We start from the raw sequence: 18,077 nt of genomic DNA on the forward strand, positions 1-18,077 counted from the left end.
CAGGCCGCATGAGCACCACGCACGCCCAGCCGCAGCGGCTGGCGCGGGGCATCCGCAGGTTTTCGCCGTGGGTCATCGGGGCGTGGGTGCTGCTGACGCTGACGGTGACGCTGGCAGTGCCGTCGCTGGAGCACGTCGGGCAAGAGCATTCCGTACCGCTGAGCCCCGTGGACGCGCCGTCGGTGCAGGCCATGACGCGCATGGGCCACGACTTCAAAGAATCCGACTCGGACAGTTTCGCGATGATCGTGCTGGAGGGCCACCAGCCACTCGGGGACGACGCGCACGCCTACTACGCCGACCTGGTTCGCGCACTGCGCGCCGATCCGAAGCACGTCCAGCACGTGCAGGATTATTGGGGCGATCGGCTCACGGCGGCGGGGGCACAAAGCCCGGACGGTAAGGCCGTCTATGTGCAATTGAATCTCGCCGGCAACCAGGGCACCACCTTGGGTGACGAATCCGTGGCGGCGGTCCGCAATATCGTGGCGCGATTGCCGGCGCCTGCCGGGGTCAAGGTCTATGTGACCGGAGCTTCACCGCTGGTGTCGGATATGCAGGTCGCCGGTAACAATTCCATTCTGAAGATCACCGTGGTCACCGCCGTGATCATCTTTATCATGCTGCTTCTCGTCTACCGCTCGATCATCACCGTGATCTTGCTGCTGGTCATGGTGGGGATCGAATTGGGAGCGGCCCGGGGAATCGTTGCTTTTCTCGGCCACCACCATATTATTGCGCTGTCGACGTTCGCCATTAATCTGTTGATGTCCCTGGCGATGGCGGCCGGTACCGATTACGGGATATTCTTCCTCGGGCGCTATCAAGAGGCACGCCAGGCCGGCGAGGATCCCGAAACGGCCTACTACAGCACCTACCGCTCGGTCGCTCACGTCGTCTTGGCTTCGGGTTTGACGATCGCCGGCGCACTGTTTTGCCTGAGCTTCACCCGGATGCCCTACTTCCAGACGATGGGCATTCCGTGTGCGGTGGGCATGGTCGTCGCGGTCGCGGTGGCACTGACCCTGGTCCCGGCTGTGATCGCGGTGGGCAGCCGCTTCGGGCTGTTCGATCCCCGGCGCCGGATCGGGGTCCGGGGATGGCGCCGCGTCGGCACGGCGATCGTCCGCTGGCCGGTGCCCATTCTGGCGGCCACGTGCGCGCTCGCGCTGCTCGGTCTCCTGACGCTGCCCGGCTACAAAACGAGCTACAACGGCCGCCTCTACATTCCGGAGGACATCCCGTCGAATTTGGGGTTCGCGGCCGCTGATCGCCATTTCTCCCAGGCGCGGATGATGCCCGAAGTTCTGATGATCGAGGCCGATCATGATATGCGCAATCCGGCGGATTTCATCGTGCTGAACAAGCTGGCGAAGGGCGTTTTCCGGATTCCGGGGATTTCTCGGGTGCAGGGCATAACCCGACCCGAGGGAACACCCATCGAACACACGTCACTGCCGTTTCTGATCAGCATTCAAAACGCCGGAATGCAGCAGAATATTCAATACATGAAGCCTCGTATCAACGACATGCTCAAGCAGGCCGAGGCGCTGACGGAGTCGATCGCGATAACGAAACGCATGTATTTCCTCACGCAGCAGATCGACGACCTCACCCACCACACTATCGTCACCACGCACGAACTGGCTGAGGTCACCGACGAATTGCGGGACCGCTTCGCCGATTTCGAGGATTTCTGGCGCCCGATCCGCAGCTATTTCTACTGGGAGAAGCACTGCTACGACATTCCCATCTGCTGGTCGCTGAGATCCATATTCGATACCCTCGACGGCATCGACGAGGTGACCGACAAAATGCACGATCTCCTCAAGGAGCTCGACAAAATCGATGTGATCATGCCGCAGCTGCTCACCCAGTTCCCGCCGCTCATCGCGATCATGGAAGCCTCGCGGACGATGATCTTGAAGATGCACAGCACGATGGCCGGGATCTTCAGCGAGATGGACGATGCGAACAACAACGCCGCCGCGATGGGTCAGGCGTTCGACGCCGCCAAGAACGACGATTCCTTCTACCTGCCTCCGGAGGTGTTCCAGAACGCGGACTTCCAGCGCGCGATGAAGTCCTTCCTGTCGCCGGACGGGAAGGCGGCGCGCTTCATCATTACCGAGCGGGGTGATCCTGCGGCACCGGCGGCCATTGCGCGCATCAGCCGAATAAAAATGGCGGCCGAGGAGGCGCTCAAGGGCACGCCGCTGGCCGGCGCCAAGATCTACGTCGGCGGCGCCGCGGCAACCTATAGGGACTGGCAAGACGGCTCCACATACGATCTCTTGATCGCGGGCGTCGGTGCGGTCTGCCTTATTTTCACGATCATGCTGATGATCACGCGAAGCTTTGTGGCCGCACTGGTAATCGTGGGTACGGTGGCACTGTCGTTGGGCGCGTCGTTCGGGATGTCGGTGCTGCTCTGGCAGTATCTGCTGGGAATCAGATTGTTCTGGATGGTACTGCCGATGACGGTGATCATCCTCTTGGCGGTGGGGTCTGATTACAACTTGCTGTTGGTATCCCGATTGAAAGAGGAGATAGGCGCCGGCATCAACACGGGGATCATCCGCGCCATGGGCGGCACCGGTAAGGTCGTCAGCTCGGCAGGGCTGGTATTCGCGTTCACCATGGCCTCGATGGCGGTCAGCGAGCTGCGGGTCATCGGCCAGATCGGCAGCACGATCGGTCTGGGTCTGTTGTTCGACACGCTGGTGGTGCGGGCGTTCATGACACCGTCGATCGCCGCGCTGCTGGGACGCTGGTTCTGGTGGCCGCAGCGCGTGCGCCCGCGCCCGGCCAGTTATCTGCTGCGGCCGGCCGGACCCCGCCCGGCGGTGCGGGCTCTGTTGGTCAACCAGTCGCGCTGAGCCGGCTGGTCACGGTCGATTCGCCAGCCGGGAGCTCGGCGATTAGAGTCGGAGCCATCAGTGGGAAGGAATCCGCACATGAGCGAATCGCCGATGAGGTTAACGGCGCGATTGACGTCGTTGGGCAGGCTGGCCGTCGCGGTTGGCGGGCTGGCGTTGCTGGGCGCGGGAGGCGGGGTCGCGTCGGCCGATCCCGATCTGGGTCCGATCGTCAACACGACGTGCAGTTACCCGCAGGCGGTCGCGGCGTTGAACGCGCAAGACCCGGCAGCGGCCGCGCAGTTCAACTCCTCACCGCTGGCACAGTCCGCGTTGCGCGAGTTCCTCGCCTCGCCGCCGAGTCGGCGGATGCAGATCGCCGAGCAGCTGCAGAGCTCGCCCGCGGCCCAGCGGTACTTCGGCATCTTCCAGGAGGTTGCCAACACCTGCAACAACTACTGACCGCGGCTCACGGCTTGGCGAAGCAGTACATCCGGTAGGAGAGCCCGCCGCGCTGCATCTCCTGATAGAGCGTCATCGCCGGCACTCCCGCCATGTCGCGGGCAAAGCCGCGGAAAGGTGCCGGCACGTGGCGGTCGATCCGACCCAGCCACTGCCCGGAATTTTTCTCCATCCCCCGCAACACCTCGGCGTTGATCACCCGTCGCGAGATCATCCTCAGCACGGTGCTCTCCAGCGCCGCCTCCCAGGCCGCGATACGGCGGGCAGGCCGGAAATCGGCGTAGAGGAAATGCCCTCCCGGCCTGAGCACGCGCGCCACCTCGGCCAGGAAACGCGGGAACCGCACATAGTGCAGCGAGGATTCGATGTTGATCACCGCGTCGAAGGACTGGTCGGGGAACGGTAGGTTCTCGGCGTCGCCGCGCACGAAATCCAAGTCGGCCAGGTCGTGCCTTTTGCGGCAGAAGGCGATGCCGGCCGGGTTCAGGTCCAGCCCCGTGTAGGCGGCCGGTTCCAGGGTGCGCATGAGGTAGGAGGCGCCGCCGCCGTGCCCGCAACCGACCTCGAGCACCCGCTTGCCGCGCAGGTCCACCTGAGTCGCCGTGCGATGGTAGAGCTGGATGCAGTATCGATTGGGCTCGTCGCAGGGGTCCAGCGGCAGCGCCATCGGCGGATCCTGCTCGTAACCGTAGTTGAGGAACACGACGTCTTCGTCGGCGAGGGGGCGAGTGGCGTAGGGATAGAAATATTTCTGACCCCGCTGACTCGGCCTCCAGGTGATCAGGTTGCGGAACACGGGGTTCTTCAGCGCCATGGGCGCAGTATGACAGGGCGTGGTGCCGCCTCCACACGCGGCGTCCCGGCGCGAGCGTTGCCCGGCCCTGCCTGCGTGGGTTGCGACACGGTCACAGATGGATACCCATCAGTGCATCACTGATAACACCCTGCACACACACCACTATCGTCACAGGTGGCCCCTGCGGGCGTCGCTGCTGGTGTTCCTGCTCCTGAAAGGTGTGACATGTCGACGATTCTTCGAATCGTCTGGGTGTGGGTGACATCGGCCGCCGCTTGCGGCCTCGTCGTCCCGATCAGCCTCGCGCCGCCGGCGACCGCTGCGACGTGCAAAGACCCCGCGGCGAACGTCGATCCCCCGCCCGGTTCCCCGGTGACGTCCCCCTCGCCGGCGGTCCGCCCGCCGAGTGCACGCCGGCCGCGCGGCGCCAACGAGCGTGCGCCGTTGCCCAGGCTCGGGCCGCTGATCTCGTCCTTGCTCAGCCCGATCGCCCAATCCACCGCGCCGGTGCGGCAGCAGGCGGCGGTCGTTCCCCCGGCGCCGAACCCGCCGGCAGCGGCCACTCCGGCGATTCCGAATGCCGCGCCGGCCCCGAACCCCGCGCCGGCCCCCGATGCCGCGCCGCCGCCGGAGCCCGCCCAGGCGGCAGAACCGCCACCGTCGATCGCGGGAGCCCCGACCTCGCTCGTGGAATGGGTGACCGGGCCCAACAGTCCCAACAAAACCCTCGATCGTTTCGGCATCTCCGGGACCGATCTGGGGGTCGCGTGGGACAACGGGGACCCCACCAACCCGCAGGTGCTCATGGCTTTCGGCGACACGTTCGGCTACTGCCGGGTGCACGGCCAGCAATGGCGCTACAACACGATGTTCCGCAGCCAAGACCACGACTTGGCCGACGGCATCACCGTCAGCGACGGGGTGCCGTCCAACATCTACTCCGGCTCACCGCTGGCGCTGCCGAACTTTTCCAAGCAGCTCACGCCGGGTATCAAGTTGGCACGCTCCCAGGAGGGGATGATTCCGACCGCCGGGATCTCGGTGGGGCGAAACCAATACATGAACTTCATGTCCATCAAGCAGTGGGGCCGCGACGGTGAGTGGTCGACGAACTACTCGGCCCTCGCGGTGTCCCGCGACAATGGCCAAAACTGGGGCATCTACCCCAATACCATCCGGGCGACTTCGCCCGACGCCGTCCCGGGAGTCCCGTACGTTCCAGGCAATGAGAACTTCCAGATGGGTGCGTTCCTGCGGGGTAACGACGACTACCTTTACTCGTTCGGGACCCCGTCCGGACGGGGCGGTGCCATCTACCTGGCCCGAGTTCCCCAGGCTTTTGTGCCGGACCTGACCAAATACCAGTACTGGAACGGCGACCAGAACAGCTGGGTCCCCGGCAATCCCGGGGCGGCCACGCCGATCATCCCGGGTCCGGCCGGTGAGATGTCGGCGCAATACAACAGCTACCTCAAGCAGTACCTGCTGCTCTACACCAACGGTGCCAGCAACGACGTCGTCGCACGTACTGCTCCGGCGCCGCAAGGACCGTGGAGTCCCGAGCAGGTTCTCGTCTCGTCCTTTCAAATGCCCGGCGGCATTTACGCGCCGATGATCCACCCCTGGTCCTCGGGCAAAGACCTTTATTTCAACCTGTCGCTGTGGTCGGCCTACGACGTGATGCTCATGCACACCGCGCTGCCGTAGCGCTCGAGCGGTGATCGGCGCTCACATCGTCATCTGATGGACAGCGCTATCCGCCGGGATCCGGAAGGTCAGCTCGACGGTAGTGCCCGACGGGGTGCAGTCGAGGTTTATCCAGTCGCTGACCGCGCGGATCAGCTGCAACCCGCGGCCACGATTAGCCGAAACCGCCGGGGCCGGTTTCCACGACCCGGAATCGACGATGCGGACCTGCACCCGGGCGCCGTCGCAGTGCGCCTCGACCCGCACTGTGCCCGGTCGGTGTCCGCGGTAGCCGTGCTCGATGCTGTTGGCGCAGGCCTCGCTGACCGACAGCACGACGTCGGCCGCCAGGATCTCCGGGACGGCAACGTCGCGCAACCACGCGTCGAGCTGACGCCGCAGGACGGCCAATTCCGGTGCAGTCGCCGCCATGTCGATCGACAGTGCGGGAAATGGCCGCCGATAGACCACGATTGCGACGTCGTCGTCGTATCCCCCGGGCGGCATCAGCTCGGCAAGCGCCGCATCCGCGACGTCTTCCACCGGAACGTTCAGCCGGCTCGCGACAACGGCGGCGACGCGCGCGATTCCATCGTCGATCCCCACATTCCGTCGCTCGACCAGACCGTCGGTGTAGAGCATCAGCGTCGACCCCGGGATCAGATTTACCGTTGCCTGCGACCGGGAAGACTTGCGCTGCACCGCAAGAGGCACCGATTGGGCTTCCGACAGCAAGACGGCGCCGCAATGAGGTGCGGCGAGCACAGCCGGCAGGTGGCCGGCGCTGCTGTAGCACAACACACCGGATTCGGTGTCCAGAGTTGCCAGAAACACCGTGGAGCAAAAGGCGTCCGGGATGAACTCGGCGACCGAATCGAGTTGCTCGAGCACCATCGCCGGGTCGGCTCCGGTCAGCAACAGTGCGCGGGCGGAGCTGCGAAGCTGACCCATCACCGCGGCCGCCGCCAGCCCGCGGCCGACGCAGTCACCGACGATGACGCCGATACGGTGGTCGCCCAGCGGCAGCACGTCATACCAGTCGCCACCGATCTGCAGCGGCGAGACGGCCGGTTCGTAGCGAACCGCGAAACCGGCGGGGGGGTCCATCGGCGGCAGCATCGCGCGCTGCAGCGTCAACGATGTCTCGCGGGCCGCCTCGAACTGGCGGACATGCTGGATGGCCAGGCTGAGATGACCGACTAAAACCGTCACCAGCAGGCGCTCCTCTGCGCTGATTCGCCGGGGGGTGCGCAATTCCAGCCACAACACGACGTCTCCGCCACTGGAGAGCACCGCAACTATTCCGCTCGACGCGCCCGGCGTTGTCGCGGCCTCGACCGGCTGCACGGTCAGCGGCAACTGCCGGCGTGCCTCGGTAAAGGTTCGTTGCAGCAGCGGGTCGATGTCTCGCCAGGTCGTCGCGGCCGGCTCACCTGCCACCTGGATCGCGGGGTCGCCGCCGTCGGGGGACCAGGTGGCGCCCACCACCCGCGACACGCCGATCGCCGTTCGGCATTCGTCGAGAGTGATCGAGAGCACGTCGGCCATGTTTTTGGCCACCGCTACGGCGGTGGCCAGCCGCAACACGGCGCTTTCCCGCGCGGCGAACGCCCGCTCGGCGGTGATGTCCCGAATCGTCCCCACGTACACGTCCCCGTTGGCGGACTCGGTGTACACCGTGCTGACGTTCGCCGTCACCCACACCAGACGGCCGTCGCGGTGGCGAATCGGGGTCTCGTAGCGGATCTGGTCGTCCCGGGAGAGCCGGTCACCCTGCCGCAGCGCCGCTTGGGCGTCAACCAGCCACGGATACGGCCAGCGGTAGGGCGTCTCCTCCGCGGGGTAGCCGGTGATCTTGGTGAAGGCCTCGTTGATCTCGACGACGGCGCCTTCCGCGTCGGCGACGAAGAATCCCTCCTGCAGGGAATTCACCAGTGCGCTGCGGAACTCGTCGCGATCGGCGAGGGTCTCCGCCCGTGCCCGTTGTTCTTCGTAGCGTCTCGTGCGGTCGAGGAATCCGCGTGTCGCGACATCGAGCGGGGCCAGCGCCTGCAACAAAAACTCCAGCGCGACCGATCGGTCGACGGCCGACCGCCCCTCGGCGGAGTCGTCGACCATCCGGAAATGTTTCTCGACGATCTCCAGCGTGCTGATGCCGTCCTGCAGGGCACGGCGCCCGAGTTCCTGGCCGATGGCCAGAGTCGCCTCGTCGCGCGTCTGCAGATAGCGCGACAGCGCTCGGGCATAACGGACGTAGAAGTCGTCGGCGGTGTTCGTCATCGCGAAGTGCCGCGGTGGCGTGCGACGAGCACCAGCGCGTCGTCGGTGCTTTTGGCGTGGTCGGCCAGGATTTGCCGGGCATTCACCAGCGCAGGGGCGGCGAAGTCGATGCTGGTCATGTGGTTCTCCCCGATACCGTCGCTGGCGATGATGAGCACGTCACCAGGCCGGATTGACACTTCCTGCGGGGTTAAAACCTCCGGAAGCCGGTAACCGACGATGCCGGCGGCCGAGCGCACCGACGACCGCACGGCGATGCCGCCCGGGCGTTTGGCGACCAGGTTGGCCGTGACATTGCCGATACCGATCCAGCGCAGCGTGCCGCGCGTGTCGTCGATGCGTGCCAAGGTCATGGCCGCCCCGCGGGTAGCCGTCAGCGCCCGGTGACAGAGCCGGACCAAGACGTCCAGGGACTCCGTGCGGGCGCCTCGCAGCACCTCCACTCCGCAGCCGGCCGCGGTCGCCGCCTCCGCACCATGGCCCAGGCCGTCCAACACACCGACCAGCACGCCGGCGCCGTCCACGCCGACCGCGATCGCGCGGTCACCGCACACCCGCTCGCCCGCGAGGGCGCGCCCCGCGGCCGCCCACTCGATCAGCCCGAACCGACCGTGCTCAACCATCCGGCGGAACCCATTTCCACATCTCGACGACCGTGCCGCGGCCGGGCTCGGAGTCCACCACCAACCGGTCCATCAGCCGGCGTGCGCCCGGCAGTCCCATCCCGAGCCCGGGCCCGGTGGAAAAACCATCCTCGAGGGCTCTTTCGACATCGGCGATACCCGGGCCGTGGTCTTCGGCTCGCACCACCAAGGCCGGACGTCCCTCCCGGTAGGCCACGGTGACAAGGACCGCCCCCGCTCCGGCGTAACTGGTGATGTTGCGGGCGATCTCGGAGATCGCCGTGGCAATCATCGTCACGTCCGTGAGCGAAAAACCCAGTTCACAGGCCAGACGATGGCCGGCTTGACGCGCGGCGATGATGTCGTCGGGGTGGCCCACATCGACGACGATGTCACCCGGCACTGCTGGGTCCATCCGTCGATCGGCCGAGCCCGAGTTTGTGATTCAGCAGCGCGAGACCTTCTTCCAAATCCAGCGCCGTGTCCATGTCGTGAAACGCAAGACCCAACTGGACCATCGCAAAAGCGACCTCCGGCGCCACACCGACGATCACGGTGCTGGCGCCGCGCAACCGGGTCATTCGTGCGATGGTTTGCAGCGACCGCGCGGCGAACGAATCGAGCACATCCATCGCGGTGATATCGACGATAATGCCTTTGGCCCGCGACTCGTTGACGCGTTGCATCAGCTCGTCGCGGAATTGCTCGGTGTCGGAGTCGCTCAGTGCCGAGCGCACTGTGGCGATGAGGATCGGTCCCTGCTTCAGGATGGGCACTGGCATCGGGCGCTCGCGATGGCGTGCTTACCTGCTCTGCTCGCCGGTGCGGGTGACAGCGTAGCCGAGCATGCGCTCGGCCGCTTCGATGCCGCCCTGCAGATCGCCGACGGCGTTCATCTTCGACAGGTCCACTCCGATGGTTACCAGGGTCAGCGCAATCTCCGACGACAGACCGGTGATGATCACGTTCGCGCCCATCAACCCGGACGCTTCCACCGTCTGAACCAGGTGGTTGGCCACCGTGGAGTCGATGGCCGGAACGCCGGTGATGTCGATGACCACGACCTTGGCCCGGTTGGCCCGAATCGCTCTCAGCAGTTGTTCCGTGACCTGCCGGGCCCGCTGACTGTCCAGGACACCGATGATCGGCAGGATCAGCAGCTGCTCGCGCACCTGGAGCACCGGCGTGGACAGCTCCCGGATGGCCTCCTCCTGCTGCCGGATGATGCGCTCACGCTCTTGGACGAAGCTGACAGCGACGGTGTTGGCGATGCGGTTGGCCGCGGGCTCGTAGGCGTCGAGCACCCGGTTGAGCATCTCGAAATCCGATTGGTACTTCTCGAAGAGCGAGCGCGCGAGCACGTCACGCAGCAGCAGCACGATGCCCACGACCTCGTCTGTCTCCACCCCGCGGGGAATGATCCGCTCGGACAGGTCGCGCGCATAGGCCTGCAGCGCCTCCACACTTCCGGTCTCGAGTACCTCGACGTAGTTGTCGTAGACGGCGGTGGCCTCGGAGAAAAGCTCTTCCGGCGACATCGCGGTGAGCAGTTCCGCCGCGGTGATCCGCCGGGCCCACTCCTCTCGCAGCGCGGTGCGATTGTGCCGCAGATGCTGAACCAGCTGCGGCAGCAAACTCTCGCCGGCGACTGCCGCTGCCTGGGTGAGGGCACCGGCACCCGCCAGGTCCAGCGACGGATCTGACATCGGACCTCCCGACGACTGCAGGCCATAGCCGCGAATCTTCGGCCCAGAGTAACCGAGCATCCCGGGGCCGGCCGGTGAAGTATTATTTCTCAAGTTTCGCTACCGGGTTTTGCTCCGAAGTTTTGCGACGGTGGGGTACGGGTCGGCGCTATTCCCACCCGAAGCGGTCCGGCTCCAGGTACCGGCTCCACGTAAAGGACGACCGTTGACATCCGAACAACCGATCAGCACCTCTGTCGCCCGCCGCAATGGGGCCACGGTCGTGCGCGTCGCCGGGGAGATCGACCTGAACACCGCCGCGGCCTTCGAGGCAGCGATCGGCGATGCGCTGGCGCACGAACCCGCGGTGCTCGTGATCGAGCTGTCGCAGGTGCAGTTCATGGCCTCGGTCGGGCTGCGGATCCTGGCTGCCACCCACGACAGGGTCGGCGAATCGGTTCAGGTCGCGGTGGTTGCGAGCAGCCGAGCGGCCAGTAGGCCGATTGAGCTGACCGGTCTCGACAAGGTGTTTGCGCTGTATCCCACGCTGGACGAGGCGTTGCAGGCGCTGCGCACGAGCGCCGAGTGAGCCGGCTCGCCGGCAGATCACGTGTCCATCAGCGTCAGTGCCTGCTCGAACAGCCGCAGGGTGGCTGCGTGCAGTTGGTCGCCGACGTCTCGCGGCGCCTTGCCGGCGCACGCTCTGGCCAGGGTGCCCTCGATCACGATGCCGAGTTTGAAGCAGGCCAGCACCGTGTACCAGGTGATGTGCGACAGGTCGCGGGTGGTGTGGGCGGCGTAGCGCTCCAGCAGGTCGCGGGGGCTCGCCAATCCGCCCATCTCGGTGAGCTTGTGGCCGAACACGTTGGTGCCGTCGTTCTGCTGCCAGGTGGCCAGCAACCAGCCCAGATCCAGCAGCGGGTCGCCGATGGTGCACATCTCCCAGTCGACGATCGCGACGACGTCGGGCCCGGTGCGTGAGAACATCACGTTGCCGGCGTGGTAGTCGCCGTGCATGATGCCCGGCGTCCACGCCGACGGCCGGCCCTGCTCGAGCCACTTGGCGACGTCGTCGACGCCCGGGATGTCGGGCCCGGGATAATTGTCGAACTCCCGGTAGGACTGCAGTTCCGAAAGCCAGCGCGGCACTTGGCGTTCCAAAAACCCCTCGGGTTTGCCGAAGTCGGCCAGCCCGACCGCAACGTAGTCGACGGCACCCAGCTTGGCCAGCGCGTCGGCCATTGACAATCCCATCTCGAACCGCACCTGCGGGTCGGTGGCGTGCAGCGGCGGGAGTTCTACGCCGGCGTTGAACCCCTCGACGGGTTCCATCAGGTAGAAGACGGCGTCGCCGAGCACGCCCGGGTCGTCGCAGACGGCGATCAGGTGGGGGTGCGGCACGTCGGTGCCGGCCAGAGCGGCCAGCATCCGGGTCTCCCGCAGAATCACGGTGTTGCTGCGCGGACGCAGGTGCCGCGGTCCGCGCCGCAGCACGTAAGGTCGCCCGGATCGGGTGAACCGCAGCATGACGTTCTGCGTTCCGCCGCTGATCTCGCAGACGCCCTCCAGTGGGCCCTCGCCGAGGCCCTGCCGCGACATCCATTCGGCTACCGCTTCCAGGTTCTCCACGGTGCTGAAGCTACCGTCTTCGGCGCCGGCCGGGTCGCGGTATAGGAGACGCCGCTCTGCAAAGATCTCGGTATGACGCCGCCGGTGATCCAACGTTGGACCGAGTTCGTCGAGAACGGCTCTGCCGACGACCTGGACACCTGTCGGCATACCTGAGGGCAGCAGCAGAGATGCTCAGCGATAAAGATTTTCATTACATCGAGCAGTGGTGCAACGATCAATCGGCGATCACTCAAAGCGATACAGGCAATTGCGATACAGACGATCATGCCGCAGCGGCAGGCTCATGACCGATAGACCGGCACGCCTGAACGACGTCCATGACATCGCCGCTGCGATGCCGTACACCCAGCGCATTGAAGGACCAAAGGGCAACGCGATTTACCAGGTCGGGGGCAAGTCGTTCGTGTTCTTCCGAACCCCGCAACCCGACGCCGCCGACCCCGATACGGGGCGCGCTTCGCCGACGTGATCATGATCTGGGTGGAATCCGAGAGCGAGAAGTTGGCGCTGGTGCAGGACCCGGATTCGCCATTTTTCACTACCGGGCGGTTCGACGGCCACCCGTCGGTGCTGGTACGGGCCAGTAGGTTAGCCGATGTCAGCAGGACCGAGCTGGCCGAGCTCATCGAAGGTGCCTGGCTGTCGCGGGCGTCGAAGCGCCGGGCGGCCGAGTGGCTCGCCGCTGATCCTCGATAGCCGGCCGGTCGCCGGCGCTGCTTCTCAGGCGGGACGGGTACCGTGCGATGCTGGCGTAGCGGCGATAGGAGCAATGACGGTGCAGCGGACCAACGACGATTCCTGGGATATCACCGAAAGCGTGGGGTCGACGGCGCTGGGTGTCGCGGCAGCCCGGGCGGTCGAGACCGACAGCGAAAACCCGCTCATCCGAGACCCTTTCGCGCGGCTGTTCGTCGAGGCGGCCGGGCAAGGCATGTGGACTCTGATGGCCGATCCCGAGATGTGGACCAAACTGGCCGACCCGGAACTGCGTGCCGTGCGGCGCGCGATGGTCGACTTCATGGCCGTGCGCACCGCGTTCTTCGACGAGTTTTTCCTCGAAGCGGCCGCGGCCGGAATCCGGCAGGTGGTGATCCTGGCGGCGGGGTTGGATGCGCGCGCCTGGCGGTTGCCGTGGCCGGACGGCGTCACCGTGTACGAGCTCGACCAGCCCAAGGTGCTGGAGTTCAAGTCGGCCACGCTGGCCGAGCACGGTGCACAGCCCTTGTGCGACTTGGTGAGTGTCCCAATAGATCTGCGCCGCGACTGGCCTACCGCGCTTACCCGGGTGGGGTTCGACCCGGCGCAACCGACCGCGTGGTCGGCCGAGGGGCTGTTGCGGTACCTGCCGGCGGCCGCGGAGCAGCTGCTGATCGAGCGGGTCCATTCGCTCAGCGCCGAGGGGAGTTGGCTGGCGGCCAATGCCCCCGGCGGAGATTTTCTCAACCCGGAACGGCTGGCGCGACAGCGCCGGCGAATGGAGCGCCTGCACGCCGCGGCGGCGCAGCTCACCGACATCGAGGTACCCAACGTCGAGGATCTGTGGTACGCCGAGGAGCGCAGCGACATCGGCGAATGGCTGCGTGCGCATGGCTGGTACGCCTCGGTGGTCGCGATGGCGGAGATGCTGGCCCGCCATGGCCGCAGCATCCCCGAGGAGGACGTGATGCCCCCGACGGTTTTCGTCTCCGCCCGCCGGCCGGTGGGCTGAGGAGGCGGCCGACACCACGTCGGCACCGCGCCTACCCGCGCGGTTCACAGCGCGCCCATAGGGTTGCCACAGTGGTGGCACATGCACGTGCGGATACTCGGGGACGTGAGCCAGCCCCGGGGATCGGTCGACCGTGTCGTGATGTGTCGCGCCGACGGCAGCCCGGTCACTGTGCTGGTCGTCGACGACGAGCCCGTTCTCGCCGAAATGGTGTCGATGGCGCTGCGCTATGAAGGCTGGATCATCGACACCGCCGGCGACGGCGCATCGGCGCTGGCCGCGGCGCGGGCACGGCCACCGGATGCGGTGGTGCTCGACGTCATGCTGCCCGACGTGAGCGGGCTCGACGTGTTACGCACACTGCGCGAACACCATCCGCAGCTGCCGGTGCTGATGCTCACCGCCAAGGACGCGGTGGAGGACCGCATCGCCGGATTGACCGCCGGCGGCGACGACTACGTCACCAAACCGTTCAGCCTCGAAGAGGTGGTGCTGCGGTTGCGTGCGTTGCTGCGGCGCACCGGTGTGACAACGGTCGACAGCGGCGCGCAGATCGTCGTCGGCGACCTGGTGCTCGACGAGGACAGTCGCGAGGTCACCCGTGCGGGCCAGCCGATCGCGTTGACGTCCACCGAGTTCGAGCTGCTGCGCTTCCTGATGCGCAACGCCCGGCGGGTGCTGAGCAAGGCTCAGATCCTGGACCGGGTATGGAATTACGACTTCGGCGGCCGGTCCAACATCGTCGAGCTCTACATCTCGTATCTGCGCAAGAAAATCGACCACGGGCGCGAGCCGATGATCCATACCCTGCGCGGCGCCGGCTATGTCCTCAAGCCGACCCGCTAGCGGGCGGCGGGCCTGGTCACTTCGGGTTCGGCTGCTGGTCGGCCAGACCATCGTGTTGGCCATCGCCTGTGTGGGAATCGGCACCGTGACCGAGCTGGCCTTGTACCGCTATCTGGTCGGACAGCTCGATGGTCAAGTGCACGACGCGTCGCACCGTTCGGTGCGGATATTCAGCGCGCCACTGTCGTCGCCGGCACCGTGGCGGCATCGCCAGCGGGCCTATCCGCGGCCGGGGCCGGGCCCGGAATTCCTGGATGCGCCGGGCCAGCCGGTCGGCATGGTCGCCGCCGTGGTCCGCGGGGGCGTGGTCGTGGATGCCGGCTACCTGACCACGACCGGCGCCCGGGCGGCGCTGTCCGACAGCGCCAAAGTTCAGTTGGCGAAGATCCCGCCCGGTCGGACACCGGTGACCCGCGAGCTCGGCGGCCTGGGCCGCTACCGGGTCGTCGCCGCGCCGGCCCGCCACGGCGGCGACGTCATCGTCACCGGTTTGTCGATGGCCCACGTCAACGCCACGATGATCCGGGTGCTGATCATCTTCGGGGTGGTCACCGTGATCACGCTGGCCGCGGCGACAAGCGCCGGCATCGTCGTCATCCGCAGTGCCCTGGCCCCGCTGCGGCGGGTGGCGCGCACTGCCGGTGAAGTCGTCGACCTGCCGCTGGACCGCGGCGAAGTGGCGCTGCCGGTGCGGGTGCCCGAACCCGACGCCGACCCGCGCACCGAGGTCGGCCAACTCGGCTCCGCGGTCAATCGGATGCTCGACCACATCGCGGCCGCGTTGTCGGCGCGTCAGGCCAGCGAAACCCGGGTGCGCCAGTTCGTCGCCGACGCCAGCCACGAACTGCGCACCCCGCTGGCCGCTATCCGCGGCTACACCGAACTGGCCCGACGGGTCGGTGAGGACACCGAGGCGGCGGTGCATGCGCTGAGCCGGGTGCAGTCGGAAACCGAACGCATGACCCGACTCGTCGAAGACCTGCTGTTGCTGGCCCGGCTCGATTCCGGCCGCCCGCTGCAGTGTGAGCCGGTCGATCTGTCGCAGCTGGCCATCGACGCGGTCAGCGATGCCCATGTCGCCGGGCCCGACCACCGGTGGGATCTCGAGCTGCCCGACGAGCCGGTGATCGTCTCCGGCGATGGTGCCCGGCTGCATCAGGTGATGACGAATCTGCTCGCCAATGCCCGCATTCACACCGGCCCGGGAACCGTCGTGACGACGCGGTTGAGCACCGATCCGGGACTGGCCGTCCTGACCGTCACCGACACCGGTCCGGGCATCCCGGGCCCGTTGCAGTCGGAGATTTTCGAGCGGTTTTCCCGCGGCGACACCTCCCGGTCCCGCAAGGGCGGAAGTACCGGCTTGGGTCTGGCGATCGTCTGGGCGGTGGTGAAAGCACACGGCGGCACCATCGGCGTATCCAGTGCGCCGGGCCGCACCCAATTCGCGGTGCGGCTGCCGCTCGCGGCCCGCGCGTGTCACGCCGACTAGTGGCAAAGTTAGCCCGGTGAACCACAAGCCCCCGACCCCGGCCATCGTGTCGGCGCACCGTGCCGGCGCCCTGCCCCTCGACGACGCGGCGGATTTCGCCGACGCCGACCGCGGATTCATCGCGGCACTGACTCCCTGCGTCGTCAAAGCTGCCGACGGCCGCGTGGTGTGGGACAACGACGTCTACTCGTTTCTCAGCGGTGACGCCCCGACCTCGGTGCATCCCAGCTTGTGGCGGCAATCCACGCTGACCGCCAAACAAGGCCTCTACGAGGTGGTGCCGGGCATCTACCAGGTCCGCGGGCTCGACATTTCCAACATCACCTTCGTCGAGGGCGACACCGGGATCATCGTCATCGACCCGCTGGTGTCCACCGAAGTGGCGGCGGCGGCGCTGGCGCTGTACCGGACCCATCGACAGGACCGGCCCGTCGTAGCGGTGATCTACACCCACAGTCACGTCGACCACTTCGGTGGAGTGCTCGGTGTGACCACCCAGGCCGACGTGGACGCGGGACGGGTGGCGGTGCTGGCGCCGCAGGGTTTCACCGATCACGCCGTGCAGGAGAACGTCTACGCCGGCCCGGCCATGGCGCGCCGCGCCACCTACATGTACGGCACGATGTTGCCGCGCGGCCCGCTGGGGCAAGTCGGCTGTGGCCTGGGCCAGGCACCGTCGGCCGGTGAGGTGGCGCTGATCGTGCCGACGGTCGACATCCGGGCGACCGGGGAGACCCACACGATCGACGGGGTGCGAATCGAGTTCCAGCTCGCTCCGGGTACCGAGGCCCCGGCCGAAATGCACTTCTATTTCCCGCAATTCCGTGCACTGTGCATGGCCGAGAACGCCACCCACAATCTGCACAATCTGCTGACGCTGCGCGGGGCGCTGGTGCGCGACCCGCACGCGTGGTCGGGATATCTCACCGAGGCCATCGATGTGTTCGCCGACCGCGCCGATGTCGTGTTCGCCTCCCACCACTGGCCGACCTGGGGTCGTGCGCGCATCGTCGAGTTCCTCTCGCTGCAACGCGACCTGTACGCGTATCTGCACGACCAGACGCTGCGGTTGCTCAACCAGGGCTACACCGGGGTCGAGATCGCCGAAATGTTTCAGCTGCCGCCGGCTCTGGAGAACGCCTGGCATACCCACGGCTACTACGGGTCCGTCAGCCACAACGTCAAGGCGGTCTACCAGCGCTACATGGGCTGGTTCGACGGCAACCCGGCCCGCTTGTGGGCACATCCGCCCGAGGCGCTGGCCACCCGTTACGTCGAGGCCATGGGCGGCACCGACCGGGTGGTCGCGCTTGCCAGGACCGCTTTCGATGACGGTGACTTCCGTTGGGCGGCGACGCTGCTCGATCATGCCGTGTTCGCCGAGAGCACCCACGCCGCGGCCCGGGAGCTCTACGCCGACACCCTGGAGCAGCTGGCCTACGGCGCCGAGAACGCGACCTGGCGCAACTTCTTCCTGTCCGGCGCCGTCGAGTTGCGCGAGGGCAACTTCGGTACGGCGGCGCAGACGACGTCGCTGTCGTTGCTGGCCCGGCTGACCCCGGAGCAGATCTTCGACAGCCTCGCGATCAGCGTCAACGGGCCCCGGGCCTGGGATTTACACCTCGCCCTCGACATCGGTTTCGCCGAGCCGGCCGCCAACTACCGGCTGACGTTGCGCAACGGGGTGCTGGTGCATCGCAACGTCCCGGCCGACCCGGCAACCGCCGATGTGACGGTGACGCTGGCCAACACCTCCCGGATGCTGGCGGTCGCGTTCGGCGACCTCGACTCACCTGGGCTCGACGTCGTCGGGGATCGGGCGGCTTTGCAGGCGTTTTTCGGTGTCCTGGACCGGCCCGATCCCGCGTTCAACATCATGACGCCCTGATCGGCGGCATCGAGATTGCAGCCAGGGCTGTGCTGTCGGCGGAATTCACGACCCTGGCTGCAATCTCGCCGCCGGTCAATCGACAGTCGCCGAGGGTGAAACGGTTGCGAACTTCGGCTCG

General features: G+C 66.7%; 15 protein-coding genes and 1 pseudogene. 9 read left to right on the forward strand and 7 right to left on the reverse strand.

Features of this window, described 5'->3' with window-relative positions; genetic code table 11:
* The first annotated feature begins 8 nt into the window (after positions 1–8).
* Both F6Q13_RS10685 and F6Q13_RS10690 read left to right on the forward strand, forming a co-directional pair.
* Complete coding sequence (locus F6Q13_RS10685; RefSeq protein WP_293056050.1) at positions 9–2,879, forward strand: RND family transporter; 2,871 nt, start codon at positions 9–11, stop codon at positions 2,877–2,879.
* A gap of 93 nt (positions 2,880–2,972) precedes the next feature.
* Positions 2,973–3,320, forward strand: coding sequence for a hemophore-related protein (locus F6Q13_RS10690; RefSeq protein WP_293056085.1), 348 nt, complete (start codon positions 2,973–2,975; stop codon positions 3,318–3,320).
* A gap of 7 nt (positions 3,321–3,327) precedes the next feature.
* Here the strand turns inward: F6Q13_RS10690 and mtf2 are convergent, their stop codons facing one another.
* A complete protein-coding gene (gene mtf2, locus F6Q13_RS10695) occupies positions 3,328–4,134 on the reverse strand; it encodes a fatty-acid O-methyltransferase Mtf2 (protein ID WP_293056052.1) in 807 nt (268 codons plus the stop codon).
* 207 nt (positions 4,135–4,341) lie between these two features.
* On the opposite strand from mtf2, the gene F6Q13_RS10700 reads away from it, so the two are divergent.
* A complete protein-coding gene (locus F6Q13_RS10700; protein WP_293056054.1) occupies positions 4,342–5,823 on the forward strand; it encodes a DUF4185 domain-containing protein in 1,482 nt (493 codons plus the stop codon).
* 21 nt (positions 5,824–5,844) lie between these two features.
* On the opposite strand, the gene F6Q13_RS10705 is transcribed toward F6Q13_RS10700, so the two are convergent.
* Genes F6Q13_RS10705 through F6Q13_RS10725 form a run of 5 tightly spaced genes read right to left on the reverse strand, consistent with a single transcriptional unit; the run spans position 5,845 to position 10,411 of the window.
* On the reverse strand, positions 5,845–8,082 hold the full coding sequence (locus tag F6Q13_RS10705) for a SpoIIE family protein phosphatase (RefSeq protein ID WP_293056057.1): 2,238 nt from the start codon (positions 8,080–8,082) through the stop codon (positions 5,845–5,847).
* Positions 8,079–8,705: a SpoIIE family protein phosphatase gene (locus tag F6Q13_RS10710; RefSeq protein ID WP_293056059.1), complete on the reverse strand. Its 627-nt coding sequence runs from the start codon at positions 8,703–8,705 to the stop codon at positions 8,079–8,081. Before F6Q13_RS10710 ends, F6Q13_RS10705 begins: the two co-directional genes overlap by 4 nt.
* Positions 8,698–9,108 (reverse strand): ATP-binding protein, encoded by a 411-nt coding sequence (locus tag F6Q13_RS10715; RefSeq protein WP_293056087.1) that lies wholly within the window; start codon positions 9,106–9,108, stop codon positions 8,698–8,700. Before F6Q13_RS10715 ends, F6Q13_RS10710 begins: the two co-directional genes overlap by 8 nt.
* Positions 9,098–9,487, reverse strand: a complete 390-nt coding sequence (locus tag F6Q13_RS10720; protein ID WP_293056062.1) for an STAS domain-containing protein — start codon at positions 9,485–9,487, stop codon at positions 9,098–9,100. The genes F6Q13_RS10715 and F6Q13_RS10720 overlap by 11 nt, the downstream gene beginning before the upstream one ends.
* Positions 9,488–9,508: 21 nt before the next feature.
* Positions 9,509–10,411: an STAS domain-containing protein gene (locus F6Q13_RS10725; RefSeq protein ID WP_293056064.1), complete on the reverse strand. Its 903-nt coding sequence runs from the start codon at positions 10,409–10,411 to the stop codon at positions 9,509–9,511.
* A gap of 205 nt (positions 10,412–10,616) precedes the next feature.
* On the opposite strand from F6Q13_RS10725, the gene F6Q13_RS10730 reads away from it, so the two are divergent.
* Positions 10,617–10,979 carry an STAS domain-containing protein gene (locus tag F6Q13_RS10730; protein WP_293056066.1) on the forward strand — a complete coding sequence of 121 codons (363 nt, stop codon included), beginning with the start codon at positions 10,617–10,619 and terminating at the stop codon, positions 10,977–10,979.
* Between the two features lie 17 nt (positions 10,980–10,996).
* Here F6Q13_RS10730 and F6Q13_RS10735 read toward each other — a convergent pair whose 3' ends face one another.
* Positions 10,997–11,989, reverse strand: a complete 993-nt coding sequence (locus F6Q13_RS10735) for a phosphotransferase family protein (protein ID WP_293056089.1) — start codon at positions 11,987–11,989, stop codon at positions 10,997–10,999.
* A gap of 316 nt (positions 11,990–12,305) precedes the next feature.
* Between F6Q13_RS10735 and F6Q13_RS10740 the strand changes: the two are divergent.
* The 5 genes and pseudogenes from F6Q13_RS10740 to F6Q13_RS10760 all read left to right on the forward strand — a co-directional run bounded on the left by F6Q13_RS10740 (position 12,306) and on the right by F6Q13_RS10760 (position 17,956).
* Positions 12,306–12,718, forward strand: a pseudogene (locus F6Q13_RS10740) (MmcQ/YjbR family DNA-binding protein).
* 79 nt (positions 12,719–12,797) lie between these two features.
* Positions 12,798–13,730, forward strand: coding sequence for a class I SAM-dependent methyltransferase (locus F6Q13_RS10745; RefSeq protein WP_293056092.1), 933 nt, complete (start codon positions 12,798–12,800; stop codon positions 13,728–13,730).
* 141 nt (positions 13,731–13,871) lie between these two features.
* Positions 13,872–14,576: a response regulator transcription factor gene (locus tag F6Q13_RS10750; protein WP_293056094.1), complete on the forward strand. Its 705-nt coding sequence runs from the start codon at positions 13,872–13,874 to the stop codon at positions 14,574–14,576.
* Entirely contained in the window at positions 14,554–16,068 is a 1,515-nt protein-coding gene (locus F6Q13_RS10755) for a HAMP domain-containing sensor histidine kinase (protein ID WP_293056069.1), read from the forward strand. Before F6Q13_RS10750 ends, F6Q13_RS10755 begins: the two co-directional genes overlap by 23 nt.
* Before the next feature lie 16 nt (positions 16,069–16,084).
* A complete protein-coding gene (locus F6Q13_RS10760; protein WP_293056071.1) occupies positions 16,085–17,956 on the forward strand; it encodes an alkyl sulfatase dimerization domain-containing protein in 1,872 nt (623 codons plus the stop codon).
* Positions 17,957–18,077: the final 121 nt, after the last annotated feature.

Origin of the sequence: Mycobacterium sp. (genome assembly GCF_008709575.1) — a bacterium.
In the GTDB taxonomy this organism is placed as follows: domain Bacteria; phylum Actinomycetota; class Actinomycetes; order Mycobacteriales; family Mycobacteriaceae; genus Mycobacterium.

Coding starts and splice junctions, on each gene's coding strand:
- F6Q13_RS10685 (WP_293056050.1), top strand. CDS start 9: ATGAGCACCACGCACGCCCAGCCGCAGCGGCTGGCGCGGGGCATCCGC.
- F6Q13_RS10690 (WP_293056085.1), top strand. CDS start 2,973: ATGAGGTTAACGGCGCGATTGACGTCGTTGGGCAGGCTGGCCGTCGCG.
- mtf2 (WP_293056052.1), bottom strand. CDS start 4,134: ATGGCGCTGAAGAACCCCGTGTTCCGCAACCTGATCACCTGGAGGCCG.
- F6Q13_RS10700 (WP_293056054.1), top strand. CDS start 4,342: ATGTCGACGATTCTTCGAATCGTCTGGGTGTGGGTGACATCGGCCGCC.
- F6Q13_RS10705 (WP_293056057.1), bottom strand. CDS start 8,082: ATGACGAACACCGCCGACGACTTCTACGTCCGTTATGCCCGAGCGCTG.
- F6Q13_RS10710 (WP_293056059.1), bottom strand. CDS start 8,705: ATGGTTGAGCACGGTCGGTTCGGGCTGATCGAGTGGGCGGCCGCGGGG.
- F6Q13_RS10720 (WP_293056062.1), bottom strand. CDS start 9,487: ATGCCAGTGCCCATCCTGAAGCAGGGACCGATCCTCATCGCCACAGTG.
- F6Q13_RS10725 (WP_293056064.1), bottom strand. CDS start 10,411: ATGTCAGATCCGTCGCTGGACCTGGCGGGTGCCGGTGCCCTCACCCAG.
- F6Q13_RS10735 (WP_293056089.1), bottom strand. CDS start 11,989: ATGTCGCGGCAGGGCCTCGGCGAGGGCCCACTGGAGGGCGTCTGCGAG.
- F6Q13_RS10750 (WP_293056094.1), top strand. CDS start 13,872: ATGTGTCGCGCCGACGGCAGCCCGGTCACTGTGCTGGTCGTCGACGAC.
- F6Q13_RS10755 (WP_293056069.1), top strand. CDS start 14,554: ATGTCCTCAAGCCGACCCGCTAGCGGGCGGCGGGCCTGGTCACTTCGG.